Annotated in this window: 17 protein-coding genes; 9 read left to right on the top strand and 8 right to left on the bottom strand. The window is 46.3% G+C overall.

The annotated features are described in order from the left end of the window. Positions 1–71 precede the first annotated feature (71 nt). Positions 72–1,130, bottom strand: coding sequence for a potassium channel family protein (locus tag QUA97_RS02590; RefSeq protein ID WP_194069880.1), 1,059 nt, complete (start codon positions 1,128–1,130; stop codon positions 72–74). Between the two features lie 836 nt (positions 1,131–1,966). Here QUA97_RS02590 and QUA97_RS02585 point away from each other — a divergent pair. Next, entirely contained in the window at positions 1,967–3,067 is a 1,101-nt protein-coding gene (locus QUA97_RS02585; protein ID WP_194069878.1) for an iron-containing redox enzyme family protein, read from the top strand. Between the two features lie 139 nt (positions 3,068–3,206). Here the strand turns inward: QUA97_RS02585 and QUA97_RS02580 are convergent, their stop codons facing one another. The 3 genes from QUA97_RS02580 to QUA97_RS02570 form a co-directional block, all read right to left on the bottom strand. Next, complete coding sequence (locus QUA97_RS02580; RefSeq protein ID WP_333192784.1) at positions 3,207–3,926, bottom strand: SAM-dependent methyltransferase; 720 nt, start codon at positions 3,924–3,926, stop codon at positions 3,207–3,209. 633 nt (positions 3,927–4,559) lie between these two features. Then, a complete protein-coding gene (locus QUA97_RS02575) occupies positions 4,560–5,042 on the bottom strand; it encodes a YqhA family protein (protein ID WP_194069874.1) in 483 nt (160 codons plus the stop codon). 132 nt (positions 5,043–5,174) lie between these two features. After that, positions 5,175–5,342 carry a hypothetical protein gene (locus QUA97_RS02570; RefSeq protein ID WP_194069873.1) on the bottom strand — a complete coding sequence of 56 codons (168 nt, stop codon included), beginning with the start codon at positions 5,340–5,342 and terminating at the stop codon, positions 5,175–5,177. Positions 5,343–5,728: 386 nt separating this feature from the next. Between QUA97_RS02570 and QUA97_RS02565 the strand changes: the two genes are divergently transcribed. Next, on the top strand, positions 5,729–6,796 hold the full coding sequence (locus tag QUA97_RS02565; protein ID WP_333192779.1) for a hypothetical protein: 1,068 nt from the start codon (positions 5,729–5,731) through the stop codon (positions 6,794–6,796). A 150-nt stretch (positions 6,797–6,946) separates the two neighbouring features. Here the strand turns inward: QUA97_RS02565 and QUA97_RS02560 are convergent, their stop codons facing one another. After that, the gene (locus QUA97_RS02560) at positions 6,947–7,315 is read right to left on the bottom strand and encodes a Lin0512 family protein (RefSeq protein WP_194010532.1); all 369 of its coding nucleotides are present in this window, start codon (positions 7,313–7,315) and stop codon (positions 6,947–6,949) included. A gap of 465 nt (positions 7,316–7,780) precedes the next feature. On the opposite strand from QUA97_RS02560, the gene QUA97_RS02555 reads away from it, so the two are divergent. After that, a complete protein-coding gene (locus QUA97_RS02555) occupies positions 7,781–8,695 on the top strand; it encodes a branched-chain amino acid transaminase (protein WP_333192777.1) in 915 nt (304 codons plus the stop codon). 167 nt (positions 8,696–8,862) lie between these two features. Continuing rightward, the gene (locus tag QUA97_RS02550; RefSeq protein ID WP_194069869.1) at positions 8,863–9,147 is read left to right on the top strand and encodes a tetratricopeptide repeat protein; all 285 of its coding nucleotides are present in this window, start codon (positions 8,863–8,865) and stop codon (positions 9,145–9,147) included. Positions 9,148–9,169: 22 nt separating this feature from the next. On the opposite strand, the gene fghA is transcribed toward QUA97_RS02550, so the two are convergent. Beyond that, complete coding sequence (gene fghA, locus QUA97_RS02545; protein ID WP_333192774.1) at positions 9,170–10,024, bottom strand: S-formylglutathione hydrolase; 855 nt, start codon at positions 10,022–10,024, stop codon at positions 9,170–9,172. 89 nt (positions 10,025–10,113) lie between these two features. Continuing rightward, complete coding sequence (locus QUA97_RS02540; protein ID WP_333192771.1) at positions 10,114–11,223, bottom strand: S-(hydroxymethyl)glutathione dehydrogenase/class III alcohol dehydrogenase; 1,110 nt, start codon at positions 11,221–11,223, stop codon at positions 10,114–10,116. A gap of 79 nt (positions 11,224–11,302) precedes the next feature. On the opposite strand from QUA97_RS02540, the gene QUA97_RS02535 reads away from it, so the two are divergent. The 3 genes from QUA97_RS02535 to sppA all read left to right on the top strand — a co-directional run bounded on the left by QUA97_RS02535 (position 11,303) and on the right by sppA (position 15,284). Further along, positions 11,303–11,986 (top strand): SDR family oxidoreductase, encoded by a 684-nt coding sequence (locus tag QUA97_RS02535; protein WP_194069863.1) that lies wholly within the window; start codon positions 11,303–11,305, stop codon positions 11,984–11,986. Positions 11,987–12,129: 143 nt separating this feature from the next. After that, complete coding sequence (gene fni, locus QUA97_RS02530; protein ID WP_194069861.1) at positions 12,130–13,179, top strand: type 2 isopentenyl-diphosphate Delta-isomerase; 1,050 nt, start codon at positions 12,130–12,132, stop codon at positions 13,177–13,179. Positions 13,180–13,463: 284 nt separating this feature from the next. After that, positions 13,464–15,284, top strand: coding sequence for a signal peptide peptidase SppA (gene sppA / locus QUA97_RS02525; RefSeq protein WP_194069859.1), 1,821 nt, complete (start codon positions 13,464–13,466; stop codon positions 15,282–15,284). A 253-nt stretch (positions 15,285–15,537) separates the two neighbouring features. On the opposite strand, the gene QUA97_RS02520 is transcribed toward sppA, so the two are convergent. Continuing rightward, positions 15,538–15,807: a GlsB/YeaQ/YmgE family stress response membrane protein gene (locus tag QUA97_RS02520; RefSeq protein WP_194069857.1), complete on the bottom strand. Its 270-nt coding sequence runs from the start codon at positions 15,805–15,807 to the stop codon at positions 15,538–15,540. 104 nt (positions 15,808–15,911) lie between these two features. On the opposite strand from QUA97_RS02520, the gene QUA97_RS02515 reads away from it, so the two are divergent. Together QUA97_RS02515 and QUA97_RS02510 are read left to right on the top strand one after the other, a co-directional pair. Then, positions 15,912–16,118, top strand: coding sequence for a hypothetical protein (locus tag QUA97_RS02515; protein WP_194069855.1), 207 nt, complete (start codon positions 15,912–15,914; stop codon positions 16,116–16,118). Positions 16,119–16,180: 62 nt separating this feature from the next. Next, entirely contained in the window at positions 16,181–17,368 is a 1,188-nt protein-coding gene (locus QUA97_RS02510; protein ID WP_333192762.1) for a tetratricopeptide repeat protein, read from the top strand. Positions 17,369–17,543 lie beyond the last annotated feature (175 nt).

The raw sequence follows: 17,543 nt of genomic DNA, 5'->3' as shown, positions 1-17,543 counted from the left end.
GGACTGGCATTCCGAAGGATCGAACGGTTAATTAGGTTTGTAGTCCAGACTTTAGTCCTGATTAATTGATTTTACTTTGGAGGGCGAGGGACGCGAGAACTCAGCGGGCTGAGGATTTGATTCAGGGCGCGCAATTGTTCGGCAGTGCCCAAACAAATTAGCATATCTCCTCCTTCGATCGCAGTTTCTCCAGTTGGCCCTACAATCAAATTGCCGTCAGGGCGACGAATTGCCAAAACTAAAGCCCCTGATTGCGATCGCAATTTGGCATTTCTCAAAGTTTCTCCGACGTAGGCGCAACTATTCGGATTCACCAGAAATTCTTCCATATAAAAAGAGCGATCTGTTCCCGTCAAAATGCCGTCCACAAAATCCATAACTTGAGGGCGCAAAGCCGCCGCCGCCATGCGTTTCCCCCCCGTAATGTAGGGGGATACAACCACATCGGCGCCGCCCCGCTGCAACTTCTTTACGGCTTCTTCTGTCGTGGCGCGGGCGATCGCCCGTACCTTCGGATTCAGAGTTTTTGCCGACAGCACAGTGTATAAATTCTCGGCATCCGACGGCAAAGCTGCTACGATACAAATTGCGCGATCGATCCCCACATTCAGCAAAATTTCATCGAGTGTCGCGTCTCCCTGCACCGCCTTGTATCCCAGCGCCAAAGCCGCCTCAATCGACTGTATCGCCGAATCTACCACCACAAAAGGGATTTTTTCGGCCTCAAATTCCAAGGCAATCTGCCGCCCAGTGCGCCCAAAACCGCAGAGAATATAATGTCCGATCAAAGAATCTACCAAACGCCGCTGCTGCCTAATTCTTGCTCCTTCTTGAAAATAGCCTTGAATTAGCGCTTCTGTAAAGCGGTTGACGATATAACCAATCACTATGACACCCATCAAAATCAGGCACATGGTAAACATTCGCGCGCGGCTACCGAGGGGGTGAATTTCGCCATAGCCGACAGTTGCTAAAGTAAATACAGTCATATAAGCTGCATCCAGCAAAGACCATTTTTCCACCAGCCAATACCAGAGAGTACCCGTGCATAAAACGCCACCAAGGGCGATCGCGCCGCCCCTTAACTCTTTTTCCAGATGCTGATACTTTTGCTCTAGAGTTGAATACACCTATCGCCCTGACCTATTACTGATTAGCTGCTACCAAATTTAAGCATATCAATACTTACATAAAAATCAGGTTTATTTGCGTAATTTTTCCCTCTCAACTCTTCAATTTTAACTCGATTGACTGACAGAGTTTTAACCATTGTCATTACTCACATTTGCTGAAATCCTCACGCTGGCCACGATTGCGCCAGGGCATTTATTCCCTGACTAATAGCTTAAGTCTGTTAAAACAGACTAAGTTTTTGGTTTTTTGAGCTTTTTTTATGGAATGTGAGATGGCTCGCCGTGGGTTTGAACCGAAGGCTGGTTATTTGGTAAATAAAAAATTTCACAGGTGGATAAATATCGGGTTTTAACTCTGTCGCAGATGTGACGATTGCTGGAATTTGGGATCGGCAATTATGGTAGTGCGAGATGCAGTTTGTATGAGGAGTATTTTGGCGATCGCCTAGAATGCAAATAATGCCTATTTAGCCGCTCGCCAAATCCACCTCATCTGATGGTATTCTTCTACGGTGAAAACTTTTTTGAGCAACTGTACAGCCATAATTTACCGTTATTCTAGTTTTTGATTCCATTATAGTTAATTGAAACACAGCTATATTAATAAATGTGGAAGGATTTTTTTTGACGAACCGCGAAGGCGCAAAGGACACGAAGGAAGAGAAAGGAAGAGCTGAAAACAAGGGGAAGTCAAAAATATCTATCAATAGAAAGGTGTATCTGGCTGACTGATTAAGTATCTTGAAAATAAGCAGCCAGAATATTCGGCAATCTGCAAAGGTTGGCTGTTTTGGCAGGCAGCACAATCATCTGAGTTAGCATAATTTGATTCCATGCAAAACACCCTAGAGATACTTTCTTCTTCTGAGTCGCCTAGTCTTCCCAAAAATCAACCGGCACTCCCAAATTATGAAGCAGCCGATCGCCAATTTGTCAATTTGCTGCTTGTTGATGATTTAGACAAGACGGTGGCGGCAAAACCTTTACTCGTCAGCGATTTTGAAAGCGCGATCGCCGCAGCCCTGCGATCGGCTTATCAGGAAGATTCCGCCGACGAGGCCGCTCACCGCTTCTTGCAGCGCGTGCTCTACCGCATCAACCGCCTCAATTTATTTTGGTACGACGATTTGCGCCGCTACAACAACGAGCGATCGCACTATTTGCGTTCAGTGCGCGATCGCATCGAATCACCCTGGCAGCAATGGGAAATCGCCCAAATCGATGTTGCAGCGCTGCAAAACATTGAGGATGTGAAGCAAGCCCTGCGCGATCGCGCGGCCGCTGATGTCGATCCAGAGCTCACTGAGATCGATCGCTACCTGCGAGAACAGATGACTGAAGAGGGATACAAGCACTTGCTGGCGATCGCCTCCTTCGACGGTTTAGTGGAAGCCAGCCGCGTTTCTCGCATCATTGGCGGTGCCGGCAACGAAATTCAGTCAACCCTGACGCGGGTGCTGATCGAAGAATACGGTGGCGGTCGCTTAGCCCGCAAACACTCGACCTATTTTGCCCAAATGCTGGCAGAATTCGGGATGAGCACGGAACCGGAGGCGTATTTCGATTTGGTGCCTTGGCAAGTGCTCGCCAGCATCAATCACAATTTCCTGCTGACGGAACGCAAGCGCCATTTTCTGCGCTACAACGGCGGACTGACATATTTTGAAGTGGCGGGGCCCGTGGCTTACCGCAATTATCTAGCCGCCGCCCAGCGTCTGGGCCTCTCGCAGGCTGCGATGGGTTATTGGGAACTGCACATCCGCGAAGACGAACGTCACGGGCGCTGGATGCTTGATGAGGTGGCGATTCCACTGGTTGACAGATACCCGCAGGAGGCTTGGGAGTTGGTGTTGGGCTACGATCAGGAGAAGTCGATCGGCGATCGGGCTGGTGCTGCTGTGGTGCGATCGATCCAAGCGACAGAACAGAATTAAGGAATGATCGAGGACACGGCATTGCCGTGTCCCTACCCCGATTAATTGTAGGGAAACGGCATTGCCGTGTCCTGATTTCTGGTAATATTAATTCCGATGCCAACGGATTTGATATGATGCACCATACCAAGGCTCGATCTTAAAACGCTGTCATTAACTGAATTAGTTCGATCGACAAATCTCTGCGCGACTTTTGCTGCTTCTGAAACAAAACTCCAGCCAGCAGATAGATATTGTCCGAATAAAAAGCCATTCCCTGTTTTCGGAGATTGGCGATCGCGCTTTTCACCTTGGGCTCCGAACTGTAATAGCCAAAAGTTAAAGGTGCAACCTCAAAATTCGCCACCGAGTAGCCTCGATCCAAGGCATAATCGATCAAACCCACAGGATTAGAATAGCTAGAAACCATCAACAAAACTCGATCGCAGTCCAAAGATAAAAGCTTCTTAGCAATTGTCGAACCATCATTCCCGCCGTGCAACAGCGGCTGATAAATCTTGTCATCCACCGCAGGCAAATAAGGCGGATTTGAGATAACACAATCCGCCGACTGATATAAAAGCGAATCAAAAAAAGAACAATTATTGACCGTATATTGTTCGCCGATCTGATATTGCTTAATTTGAGATTGAGCAATTTTCCAAGCTACATTATTTAGCTCAAATCCTTGTATTGTCCCGTTAAAATCTGTTCTCAGTAAAGACTTAATAACTGGACTTCCCTCTCCCGAACCAAACTCTACGATAAGTCTAGAATTGTCGCTGGCATTTAACACTAAACTTTCCAAGCAGTGCGAGTAAAAATCCGATTCTTCCGGGCAGTGGAATACTTGTTTCAGAGGATTGGATGAAGTGAGCATAAATTCTGTAACAAAGTTTACTTTTTTTAAAATATCGAATAAGTAATAGTGCAGCCATCTGTCTCAAGAGCTATTTAATCAATTTTTATAGCAGTTCGAGCAAAATATGAGGAATATATCTCTCCCTCATCTTTCCTTGGATTCCCCCATTTAAAATTTCTACTCAAAAAATGGAAAATCTATAGCATTTTCAGCCAAAAATGAGGGATTGAGCGCTGTATCAATCCCTCAATCCTTCAATCTCAAATATAAAAATGAAAAATCTATTTCTGTTTGACTTGATGCGATTGTCAAATTATTACTTCCGAGCGAACGTAAAATTAATAAAATTCATCCTATTGATAGATGGCAATTATATAGCAATCGGTTGATAAATTTAAATAAGTGGTTCCCAGTTCGCTCGCAAGAAAACAGTGTCAGCGAGGAAGAGCCTCAGCGCAAAATTAGATCGGCTCTTCCTCGCCTGTGGGCCCTGGTTTCCCTCGAACTAGTAACGAGCATTCCTACAAATCCTGCGAGAATTGCTATAGTGATTAACAGGTTTTATATAAAATTTATTGTGAGCCGAGAGTCCCATTTTGTTACCGTTGCTCAATCAGCAAAATTTGGGTCGTTTCCCTGCTCAAACAGGTCTTAATCTGACTTGGGCTTTTTCACCTGCGAATTCAGAAAATATGTCAGTGAAGCGATTATTAAAGCGATACTTGCTCCCAAGGGAAGGATGTTATCCGCGCCGTTCCACCTAACTACCTGACCGAGATATAATACGCTCAATACGACGACGATCACGCTGGTGAGTTTGGTTTTGAGGTCGTCTATGGTGTGAATTTCTAGCCAGTCTGGTACTTTGATGCGATCGTCAATAAACAGTTCGTAAAGTCCGAGTGCCGTAATGTAAAATACTGTGGCTAGCAGAAACAAGTCTACAACTTCGACAAAGGAGAGAATCAGTGTTTTAGAGTTTTCGCTGGAAATCGGCCCTGTAGTGATAATGTAGCCGATGGTAGCGATCGTTTCTAGGGCACCGTAGATCAAAAGTGTCACAGAGGCTATAAAAGAACCGAGTACAGCAATTATCATTAGATAGCGACTTTTGGCAAGAATTCGATGCAGCATAGTTGATATCCGCTGGGGAAATTTGTGAGAGAAGAACCGCTCTCTGGCATACCTTTGGCTTTACTATATCAGGGTTTTGCCCGATCGCACTGACCAGCAAGCAATTGCGCTGCGGCACCGCCCCACGCCCCATCAAAACCTTGCCGTTGAAAGGTTACGGGCGAATTCGGCAACCAGCGGGCGATCGCCTGAGAGCTTTTTGAGATCCTTGAGTTTGCTGGGAAAATTTGATCCGTAGGCTGCGAGGGACAAAATTGCCAGCAGCAGCTTCAGAAACCGTAGCGCTAAAAAAATATTCAACTAACTCATCTGGGGGATCTAAGCGAACGCAACAATAATCCTCAAAATCAGAGAAACCGGGTTTATATGCCCCATCCCTAGGTTTTGATGGAGTTCGTAAACCCCAAAAGCAAATATCATCCACTTGAAATAAACGCCCTTTTCCGAAATATTCCTAAAGATGAATGGCGAAGTTGCCAGAGTGGTAATACCTTATAAAGTATGGACATTTTGGTGTGATTTTCCACGGAAAATCAATCAAAGTAACCGCAATCAATGGGCTTCCTTACCTTGATTGTCCCGCAGTGAATCTTATAAAAGTTGTAAGTTACGCTGTCAATTTAAACCTGCTGTTTTGGCATCAAAACCCGATCGCAGGAATCTATAATGCAAAAGCAAGCATAATCATGAAATCTTCTAAATTGTTGTTGAAAGTTATTTTAGCAGGGGCTTGTAGTTTAGGTTTAGCAACGGTTTCCTTAACAGTGCCTGCCTCAGCCCAGTCGGGAGGTACCGCAGGCACTGGCACCAGCGGTACAGGTACTGGCACTAGCGGTACAGGCACTCGCACGGGTACGGATGCAACTGGCATAGGCGCTGGCACGGGTACAAGCGGTACCACTGGCACAACTGGTACAACCGATACCACAGGCACAACTGGTACCACTGGTACTACAGGCACAACTGGTACAACCGATACTACAGGCACAACAGGCACAACTGGTACAACCGATACTACAGGCACAACTGGTACAACCGATACCACAGGCACAACAGGCACAACTGGTACTGCTGGTAATGCTGGCACAACAGGCACAACTGGTACAACCGATACCACAGGCACAACAGGCACAACTGGTACTGCTGGTAATGCTGGCACAACTGGTACAACAGGTACAACAGGTACAACCGATACCACTGGTACTGCTGGTAATGCTGGCACGGGTACAACCGATACCACTGGCACTGCTGGAAGTGCTGGCACTGCTGGAAGTGCTGGCACTGCTGGAAGTGCTGGCACGGGTACGACAGGCACTGCTGGAAGTGCTGGCACGGGTACGACAGGCACAACCGATACAACTGGTACAACTGGTACAACTGGCACAACCAATACGACTGGTACAACTGGTACAACTGGCACAACTGGCACAACCAATACGACTGGTACAACTGGTACAACTGGCACAACCAATACGACTGGTACAACTGGTACTGCTGGCACAACCAATACGACTGGTACGACACCGATGCCGGCTGGTACGACAGGTACAACTGGTACTACCGGAAGCTCCACAGACGTTAGGACAGACGTTACGACAGTGACGCCGGCTGGGGCGAATTCTGGAGTTTTGAGTGCTCGGCGCGATCGCCCCAATAACTTCGGTTGGCTGGGCGCGTTCGGCGCGTTGGGTTTGCTCAACTTGCTTCGGAAAGACCGTACAGCGTCCGATCGCACTTTCACCCGATCGGAGTAACACTGAATTTTGTAGGGTGCGTCAGAACCTCGCCTTTTCTCTTGTGTTTGAGGCAAAATCTCTGACGCACCCTACCACTTTGCCTAAATCGAGCGTAATTTTCTCACGGGCGATCGCACTTCACCGCCGATTTATTCAAACACCACAAAATTAGTCCTGAGTGTCCACAAAAACAGTCACAGCCGCCACAGCGATTAACATTTCATCATTTTTATCATTCAGAGAGGCGATCGCCCTTCCCGCCACCACCATGCCTCCTTGTTCGACAATCAAAGTTTTGCTACCAAAAGGCAGCACCGCCAACACCTCATCGGGCCGCACTTGTTCCGGGTAAGGAACAGCCACCTTAACCTCCACAATCATCTGATTTGGGTCAGTCAAACCCGCCACTTCCCAGACACCTAACAGAGCATTATTGGCGATCGCATTCCGTACAGCCCTAGCCGCCGCTACAGTCGGTTCCTGTCCGTGCTGGTCAATACCCATCCCCATTTCAATGATGAAACATTTACGTGCCACAGTTACCCCCTTCGTTGATATTTGCTTGCAGTCGTTAGCGAAGCCCCCAAAGAGGATCGCACTCTTTCTCAAAACAATACAATTATCTCCCAACCTGACCGCTATTGATATTCTTTTATCGATCGATACAACCACAAAACAATCATCCCAGTTTCAACAAATAATGCAACTGTATGCAAGCATCAAAGCCCAATAGTCATCAATCATTCTCAATTGAAAATCTAAAACTTGTACAGCGAAGCCGAAGTCGAAGAATCTAAAACTTGTACAGCAAAGCCGAAGTATCTAAAATCGTCTAATACCATTTTTCAAAGATGTGCTGATGAAGTCTTAGCCCCCCCGAACTCGCGGGGGGGTTGGGGGGGGTAATATCTAGCGCTACTTTATGAAATTGATATAAGTTATGGTAGTATAACCGAATTCACCATTCCTCGCGGACTGCCCAACTCATCGCCAGCTTCAATCATGGATAGTTTTCTACCAATTGCCTACTTTCAAAACCAATTTCTCCCATTTAGCGACGCCAACATTTCCATAGCCACCCACGCCCTGCACTACGGAACCGGAGTTTTAGGCGGGTTGCGAGGAATTCCCGACCCCCAAAATCCCGATCGCATCCTCCTATTTAGATTAGACCGCCACTGTGAAAGATTAAGTCAAAGTGCCAGCTTCCTCCACTGCGATTTACCCGCCGACAAAATTCAACAGATAATCATTAATTTTGTCAAAAAAAACCAGCCCACAAAATCATTTTACATCCGCCCTTTCGTCTACACATCCAGCTTAGGAATTGCCCCCCGACTGCACAACGTAGAAACAGACTTCTTTGTCTACGGATTAGAACTTTCCGACTACTTACCCAAAGCAGGAGTCAACTGTAGAATTAGCTCTTGGTACCGCCAAGAAGACCGCAGCTTACCATTAAGAGGCAAAATTAGCGGCGCTTACATCACCTCAGCCTTAGCCAAAACAGAAGCAGTCGAATCCGGCTTCGACGAAGCGATTATGATGAACACCCAAGGAAAAGTCAGCGAAGCTTCAGGAATGAACATATTTATCGCCCGAAACGGTAAATTAGTGACACCAGGTTTCGATCAAGATATCCTCGAAGGAATTACCAGAGACAGCGTTATAACTATCGCCAGAGACTTAGGAATAGAAGTCATAGAAAGACCAGTTGATAAATCAGAACTGTTGATTGCAGACGAGATTTTCCTCTGCGGAACCGCCGCAAAAATTACCCCAATCAACCGAATAGAAAACTATCAATTGCCTCAAAACCGACCCATCACCCAAAAGATTTTGGACAAACTCACCGGGATTATCGAAAATCGCGACAGCCAATACAAAGACTGGGTATTTGCGATCGATCTTAATTAACCGTTTGTAGTGAGGATTTCAGTCCTGCTTTTAAGAACTAAATTCCTCACTACAGTCCCGTTTGTAGTGAGGACTTCAGTCCTTATTTTCGTGACAAAAGTCCTCACTGCGAACCATCACTCGCTCCTTTATGCAAGCGAGATGAATAGCAGAAATTAAGAAATGCGATGGAATCTCAAGAATTTTATGAAAAAGGATTTGACCTCGGTCGTAGAGGGCTGTACCATGAAGCAGTTGAAGCTTTTACTCAAGCAATTAATCTCAATCCTGACTTTGTAGAAGCTTATACGATCCGTGCTGATGTTCGAGCTGCTGCTGGAGATTTACAGGGAGGAATTGAAGATTTTGAGAAAGCTATGGATATTTACAGGGCGAGAGGACAATCGCAAATAGCTGATATGCTTTTAGTTCCTTGGGGTGCCCTGCACAATCAAATTAGGTTTAAGGACTAAAGTCCGAACGATCGAACAAAGTTTACTCACACAAAACAGCCGCATGATGGCGAATGTGATCCTCCATAAAACTCGCTATAAAATAATAGCTATGATCGTAACCTTCCTGCATCCTTAAAGTTAGCGGTTGTCCGACTTTCGCACAAGCCTCCGCGAACACTTCCGGCAACAACTGCCCGTCACCAAGATACGAATCAGCAGTGCCGCAGTCAATCAGAATCGGACGGTTGTACTGCGATCCGGCAACCAATTTGCTAGCATCCCAAGCGCTCCAATCCTCTCGATCACCTCCGAGGTAGTGACCGAAGATTTTTTGTCCCCAAGGGCAGTCTGCGGGCGCGCAAATAGGCGCAAAAGCGGAAACTGAAAGATAGCGATCGCCATTTTTTAACGCACAAATTAAAGCCCCGTGTCCGCCCATCGAATGACCGAAAATTCCCTGCTTTTCCGGTATCACTGGAAAGTTTTCGGCGATTAAATTCGGCAATTCATCAACCACATAACTGTACATTCGATAATGAGAATTCCAAGGTGCAACTGTCGCATCAATATAAAAACCCGCGCCACTTCCCAAATCCCAACTGTCATCTTCCCCAGCAATCCCAGTATCGCGCGGGCTAGTGTCTGGTGCAACTAACATTAACCCGTATTTTGCCGCAAATTGCTGCGCCCCCGCTTTTGCCATAAAGTTTTCTTCGGTGCAGGTTAATCCTGATAGGAAATAGAGAATTGGTACGGGTTGATGTTGGGCTTGGGGCGGTTGGTAAACAGTGAATTTCATTTCGCTGTTGCAGGTTGAGGATTGATGGCTGTAAAAGCCGAGTTTGCCGCCAAAGCTTTGATATTCTTTGTGCAGTTTTAGGGTGTGAGAGATCATGTTAATTCTATTTCATTTGGGAATTAGATTTTTTTTACCGCAGAGGGCGCAGAGGGCGCAGAGGAAGAGAGATGAGAGAAGTTGTTTGTTCAAAATGTTAAAACTGTACGAATTACTTCGCCTTTTTGCATTAAATCAAAGGCTTCGTTAATTTGCTCGATCGGCATTACTTTAGTTATCAAGCTGTCAATGTCAATTTTACCATCCATGTACCAATCAACAATTTTAGGAACATCAGTTCTGCCCTTCGCCCCGCCAAAAGCCGAGCCTTTCCAAACTCTACCAGTTACTAGCTGAAACGGGCGGGTGCTAATTTCTTGACCTGCTCCGGCTACCCCAATAATTACGCTGACGCCCCAACCTTTATGACAGCATTCTAAAGCTTGGCGCATCACATTAATGTTGCCGATACATTCAAAACTGTAATCAGCTCCGCCTTTGGTTAAATCTACTAAATAAGCAACTAAATCGCCTTCCACTTCCGAGGGATTAACAAAGTGAGTCATGCCGAATTTTTCTGCCATTTCTCGCTTGTCGGGATTCAAATCTACGCCGACAATCATATTAGCTCCTACCAGGCGAGCGGCTTGAATTACGTTTAAACCCACGCCGCCCAAACCGAAAACTACCACATTAGAACCAGGTTCTACTTTCGCGGTATTGATGACAGCGCCGATGCCCGTGGTGACACCGCAGCCGATCAAACAAACTTTATCAAAAGGAGCGTCATCGCGAATTTTTGCTACCGCAATTTCTGGCAATACTGTATAATTTGCAAAGGTAGAAGTTCCCATGTAATGGTGAATTTTTTCACCGTCTATGGAAAATCTACTCGTGCCGTCTGGCATCACTCCCCGCCCTTGAGTCTGGCGAATTGCTTGACAGAGATTGGTTTTGTGGCTCAAACAATATTCGCAGTTGCGGCATTCGGGAGTGTAAAGTGGAATTACCCGATCGCCCTTTTTGACACTTGTCACTCCCGGCCCCACATCTGCCACAATTCCGGCTCCCTCGTGGCCTAAGATAGCAGGAAATAAACCTTCGGGATCGGCGCCGGAAAGAGTGTAAGCGTCTGTGTGACAAACACCAGTCGCTTTAATTTCCACCAGCACCTCTCCGGCCCGCGGCCCGTCCAGATCGACAGTCTCAATAGTCAAAGGTTGGCCGGCACTGCGAGCAACTGCTGCTTTTACTTTCATACTTTATTTCCTGCGATCGATTTGTCAATTTTCCAGTCAATATGTATTGTATTACTTAATCTCAAAATTAGCGTAAATCATGACAAAATTAATTGTAATTACCGGAGTCAGTCGCGGTCTTGGTCTTGCCATGACCGAAAAATTTATTGAATTGGGACATAAAGTTGTGGGATGCGCCCGTTCTTCAGAAGCGGTGAAAAAACTCAACCAAAAATATAGTAAACCCCATTATTTTACTTGTTTGGATGTCGCCAGCGACGATCGAGTCAAAGCTTGGGCTACAGAAATTATGGCAAATAATCAGGCTCCAGATTTGCTCATCAACAATGCAGCTTTAGTCAACCATCCCGCGCCTCTTTGGAATATCGGCAGCGAAGAGTTTTCTCAGCTAATTGATGTTAATATTAAAGGTACTGCTAATGTAATTCGCCACTTTGTCCCGGCAATGATTGCGAGAAAAAGTGGCATAATTGTCAACTTTAGTTCCGGTTGGGGAAGGTCAACTTCGCCGGAAGTCGCGCCCTATTGCGCTTCCAAATGGGCGATCGAAGGACTTACGCGATCGCTAGCCCAAGAACTGCCCCCAGGTATGGCAGCAGTTCCTTTAAATCCCGGCATAATTCACACAGATATGCTAGACATTTGTTTCGGAGAAGATGCGGTAAATTACACCTCAGTCAAAGCGTGGGTGCAAAAAGCAGTGCCTTTGCTGCTGAAATTAAAACCTTCAGATAACGGCGTACCGATGACCGTTCCTGGATAACACAGCAACAGAAAACATAATTTGCAAACATCTCTCATTTCTACTCCTCTGCGCCCTCTGCGCTCTCTGCGGTAAAAAAAAACTCAAAAATGAAATAAAATTACTATATTCCCAAATCACAACTCTTTCCCCAAACAGCCACTGTGAACTTGCCGCAAACCCCGCCCTCGCAAACCGAAACCCGCAAAGCAGATCATCTACGAATCTGCCTCGAAGAAGACGTACAATTTCGCGAAACTACCAGCGGACTAGAAAACTACCGTTTTGCTCACTGCTGTTTGCCAGAAATCGATCGCACCCAAATCGATTTAACATCCACATTTCTCGGCAAAAAACTAGCCGTTCCCCTGTTAATATCCTCAATGACAGGCGGCACAGAATTAGCCCAGACAATCAATTATCGCCTCGCCGATGTCGCTCAAGAATACAAACTAGCAATGGGAGTCGGTTCCCAGCGATGCGCTGTCGAAAATCCTCAACTAGCTCCGACATTTGCCGTCCGCCGCCGCGCTCCAGATATTTTGCTCTTTGCTAACATCGGAGCGGTGCAATTAAACTACAATTACGGTTTAGAAGAGTGCCAAAAAATCATCGACATTCTCGAAGCCGATGCCCTTATTTTACACTTAAATCCGCTGCAAGAATGCGTTCAAACCGAAGGCGATACTAACTTTAAAGGACTGCTAGATAAAATTGCAAAATTGTGCGAAAAATTACCAGTCCCAGTAATTGCTAAAGAAGTTGGCAACGGGATTTCAGGAAAGATGGCAGAGAAATTGCTCGCCGCCGGAGTAAGCGCGATCGACATTGCCGGAGCCGGAGGCACTTCTTGGGCGAAAATAGAAGGAGAGCGAGCCACAGATAGCAAGCAGCGCCGATTGGGTGCCACCTTTGCTGACTGGGGAATCCCGACAGCCGAGTGCGTTGTCAGCACCCGCGCTGCCGCCCCAGATGTTCCCCTGATTGCCTCTGGAGGCTTGCAAAACGGCTTGGATGCAGCCAAGGCGATCGCCCTCGGCGCGGATGTTGCAGGGCTGGCGCGGCCGTTTTTGGAAGCAGCAGCAGCATCGGAATCAGCCGCAGCCCTCCTAGCTGAGGTTCTAATTGCAGAAATCGCTACCGTGATGTTCTGTACGGGCTGCGCTAACTTGCATGAGTTAAAACATTCTGGGGTTTTGGAAAGGCTAAGATAGAATGATGTTAGTTGTTAGTTGTTAGTTGTTAGTTGTTAGTCGTTAGTTGGTAGGGGCGGTGGATGGTGCGTGCCCGCCCTCATTTGTTATTTGTTGGTGGTTATTTGTTAGTTGTTAGTTGTTAGTTGGCAGGAACTAACCAATAACCAATAACCAATAACCAATAACGAATAACCAACAACGAATAACCAACAACCAATAACCAATAACCAATAACCAACAACCAATAACTAATAACCAACAACCAATAACCAATAACCAATAACCAATAACCAATTATCTAAATGAAAGATTTCCTCAAATATACTTGTGCAAGTTTGTTGGGAACCTTCCTCGGACTGTTGCTTCTCGGCGGCGTCGGATTGGGAGGGCTGGTACTGCTAATTGCTGTCGCGGCATCGTCGTCTAAGGATTCAGGCCCGCAAGTTAAAGATAAGTCTGTAATGGTATTAGACCTTTCTTTAAATATCACTGATAGCAAACCGAACCGCAGCACGAGTGCGGCGATTCAAGGAGTGCTTTCGGACGATTCGGGCGATGCAGTGACGCTGCGGACTGTTTTAGACGCGATCGAATCTGCGAAAAAAGACCCCAAAATCGTGGGCATTTATCTCGAAGGCAGTTCGGATTCCAGCAGCAGCGGGTTTGCTAATCTCAAAGAAGTTCGATCGGCCTTACAGCGTTTCCGAGATGCCAAAAAACCCATTATTGCTTACGAAATGGACTGGAACGAGCGAGATTATTACCTCGGTTCAGTTGCTAACACAATTGCTATCAATCCCTACGGTTCTTTAGAAATCAACGGTTTTAGCAGTCAGGCAATGTTCTGGACTGGTGCTTTGGAAAAATACGGCGTGGGAGTGCAAGTGACTCGCGTCGGCAAATACAAGTCAGCCGTGGAACCGTTTTTGCTCAAACAAATGAGTCCCGAAAATCGCCAGCAAACTCAAAAACTGCTCGGAGATATTTGGGGAGAATACCTAAAAACTATCGGCCCTAGCCGCCAATTGACTGTGCCGCAATTGCAAGCGGTGGCAGATAATGGCGGAACTTTGATGGCTGACGAAGCTCTCAAAGGCAAGTTAGTTGATAAAGTTGTATACTTTGACGAAATTGCGACGGAACTCAAAAAACTCACAGGAACTGACGCAGAAGACAAATCTTTTAAGCAAATTAGCTTGAAAAACTACGCGAGAGTTGCTGAGAGTAAAAACTCAACTCGCGCTGACAAGAAAAACCAGATTGCTATACTTTACGCTGAGGGTGAGATTGTCGATGGGGACGGCGGGCCGACTCAAGTAGGGGGCGATCGCATTGCTAGAGAATTGCGGAAAATCCGAGAAAATAACGACGTAAAAGCAGTAGTTTTGCGCGTTAACAGTCCCGGAGGCAGCGCGACGGCAGCGGAAGTCATCGGGCGCGAAGTCGCGCTGACGGGCAAAAAAAAGCCAGTTATCGTGTCGATGGGCAATTTAGCAGCTTCCGGCGGCTATTGGATTTCGATGGGCTCCAACAAAATTTTTGCCGAAGCGAGTACGATTACGGGTTCCATCGGCGTATTTGGAATGCTATTTAACGTCGAAAAGTTGGCTGCTAACAACGGCGTGACTTGGGATGTGGTGAAAACCGCCCGCTTTGCCGATAGTAAAACGATTTCCCGCCCGAAAACTCCTCAAGAATTGGCGAATATTCAGAGAGTAGTCGATCGCATTTACGATCGATTTATCACCAAAGTCGCCGACTCCCGCAAACTGCCAAAAAACAAGGTGCAAGAAATTGCTCAAGGCAGAGTTTGGTCTGGTACCGCCGCGAAACAGTTGGGTTTAGTCGATGAAATTGGCGGTTTAGAAGACGCTATCAAGGCCGCGGCGAAGCAAGCGAAACTAGGTGACAACTGGCAGTTAGAAGAATATCCAAAAAATCGCACTTTGGAGGAGCGAATTTTGGAAAGACTTTCAGGCATTCACGTTTTGGAACCAGCCGCCAAACTCGACCCGCTGACTGCTGAAGTTAAGAAAATGCAGGATGAATTGGCTGTTGTCAAGTCAATGAACGACCCGCAAGGCGTTTACGTTCGCTTGCCTTTCAATTTACGGATTAATTAACTTGAATCTTCAACCCGCTTGGCATGGGTTTTGTTTGTGCAGCAGCGGTTTGGGCCGCACCCTTCCGATTAAATAAACAAGGTTCGTAGTGAGGACTTTAGTCCGCATCCGTCAGAGAACTAAAGTCTTCACTACGAACTAATCTTATTATAGCGATCGCAGCGGGGGCTATTCACTGAAAAACCCGGTTTTTCAAAAAACCGGGTTTATGAATACCCTAAAAATCGGCAGGATTGGGAATAGAAAATATTTTTTATGCAGCACGCTGAGTTAACAATCCCCAGACGAAAAGTACCACGATAGCACCGATGACTGCAAAAGCTATGCTGGGTATAGTCAATGCTCCGAATGAAGCTCCGGCGCTTGTCCCGAAAAAGACTTGACCTAGATAACCTCCCACTAGGGCACCCACAATTCCTAAACCTGTTGTTGCGAGAAAACCCCCGCCTTGAGTTCCCGGATAAATGGCTTTGGCGATCGCACCGGCAATCAATCCTAAAACGACCCAAGCAATAATTCCCATTTCTTTCTCTCCTGAATACTTAACTTTCTTTCGTTCTTTGTCTTATGTACCAAGAATAACAACTGACGACTCACCATTACCTCTACCGTAAGGAGGAACCGAAAGTGGTAGAATTTGTCGTGAATCGTCGGAATTTGAGGCTATTTAATCAGTCAAAAGAGTTAACCCAATCTTTTTCGCGACGCAAGGTACTTATGCTCGATGCCAAAGGAAAAGCATCCGATTTGAGATTTGAAATTTTAGATGACAACGATGGAGGACTATTGAGGTTTGCAGCACGCGCCCGCAGTAGTATTATCTTTTTACGCTGATATAGGAGAATCTTTTCTCGGAATTTTTGTGTTTTACTGGTAAAAAAAATTACAATTATCCTATGAATCTGACACTGTGCACGATCGCCAAGAATGAAGAAGCAACACTGTCGCGGACTTTGGACAGCGTTAAAGGTGTTGTTGACGAAATAGTCGTGGTTGATACTGGTTCGGGCGATCGCACCCGTGAAATTGCCCGCGAATCTGGGGCGAGGGTTTATGACTTTGAATGGTGCGACGACTTCGCAGCAGCCCGCAATGAGTCTCTCAAGCACGCCCGAGGCGACTGGATTTTGGTTTTGGATGCCGATGAGGTTTTGGTACCGGAGATTGTACCTCTTCTTAAGCAGGCCATTAAGAGCGATCGACTGTTGCTCATCAATCTCATCCGCCAAGAAATCGGTGCATCTCAATCTCCCTATTCCCTCGTCTCGCGCTTGTTTCGCAATCGCCCCGACATCCGCTTCTCTCGCCCCTACCACGCCATGATAGACGACAGCGCGGCTGAGATTTTGCAGAGGGAACCCACATGGAAAATAGCTTCTCTCCCCGATGTGGCGATTTACCACTCTGGTTATCACAAAAATGCGATCGCCGCCAAAAATAAATTCCAAAAAGCTCAAGCAGCAATGGAACGCTATATAGCTTACTATCCAAACGACGCCTATGCTTGTAGCAAATTAGGCGCGCTTTATGTAGAAAGCGGGCAAATTGGGCGGGGAATTAATTTATTAACCAGAGGATTGACGAATGTCGCAATTGATGATTCTATTATTTATGAACTCAACTATCATTTAGGAATTGCTTACTGCCTGCAGCAGCAGTTTGCTAAAGCAAAAGAACACTATCAAGCGGCAATTAATACGAATGTTTTCCCGGCGCTGAAGTTGGGCGCTTACAACAATTTGGGCAATTTGCTCAAAGATGAAGGAGATTTGCCGGCCGCAGAAAAAGCTTACAAAGCAGCATTAAAAATAGACCCCAATTTTGCCACAGGTCACTACAATTTGGGACTGACGCTGAAAGCAGGCGGAAATTTAGCAGATGCGATCGCCTATTACCGACAAGCCATTAAAATCGCTCCCGAATACGCCGAAGCTCATCAAAACTTGGCAGTAGCCCTACTGAAAATTGGCAAAATGCCAGAGAGTTTAGCAGAATTCAAAAGAGCGATCGCCCTTCACGAACAGTCCCGCCCCTTTGAAGCAGAACGCCTCCGCCGGGGCCTGCAAGAAATGGGCTTAATTTAAGCTGGCATATCTACTTTATTAACCAATGATATTCCCGATCGGGGACAGGACTAATGACCCATGACTAATGACTAGCCTTCGACTTCGCGATCGGGCCCCATGACTAATGACTAATGACTAATGACTAATGACTAATGACTAATGACTAATGACTAATGACTAATGACTAATGACT

This window comes from Microcoleus sp. CZ3-B2 (genome assembly GCF_036705055.1).
Taxonomy (GTDB): Bacteria; Cyanobacteriota; Cyanobacteriia; order Cyanobacteriales; family Microcoleaceae; genus Microcoleus.
The sequence above is the reverse complement of the archived record's forward strand: the minus strand, read 5'-3'. Positions and strand labels throughout refer to the sequence as shown.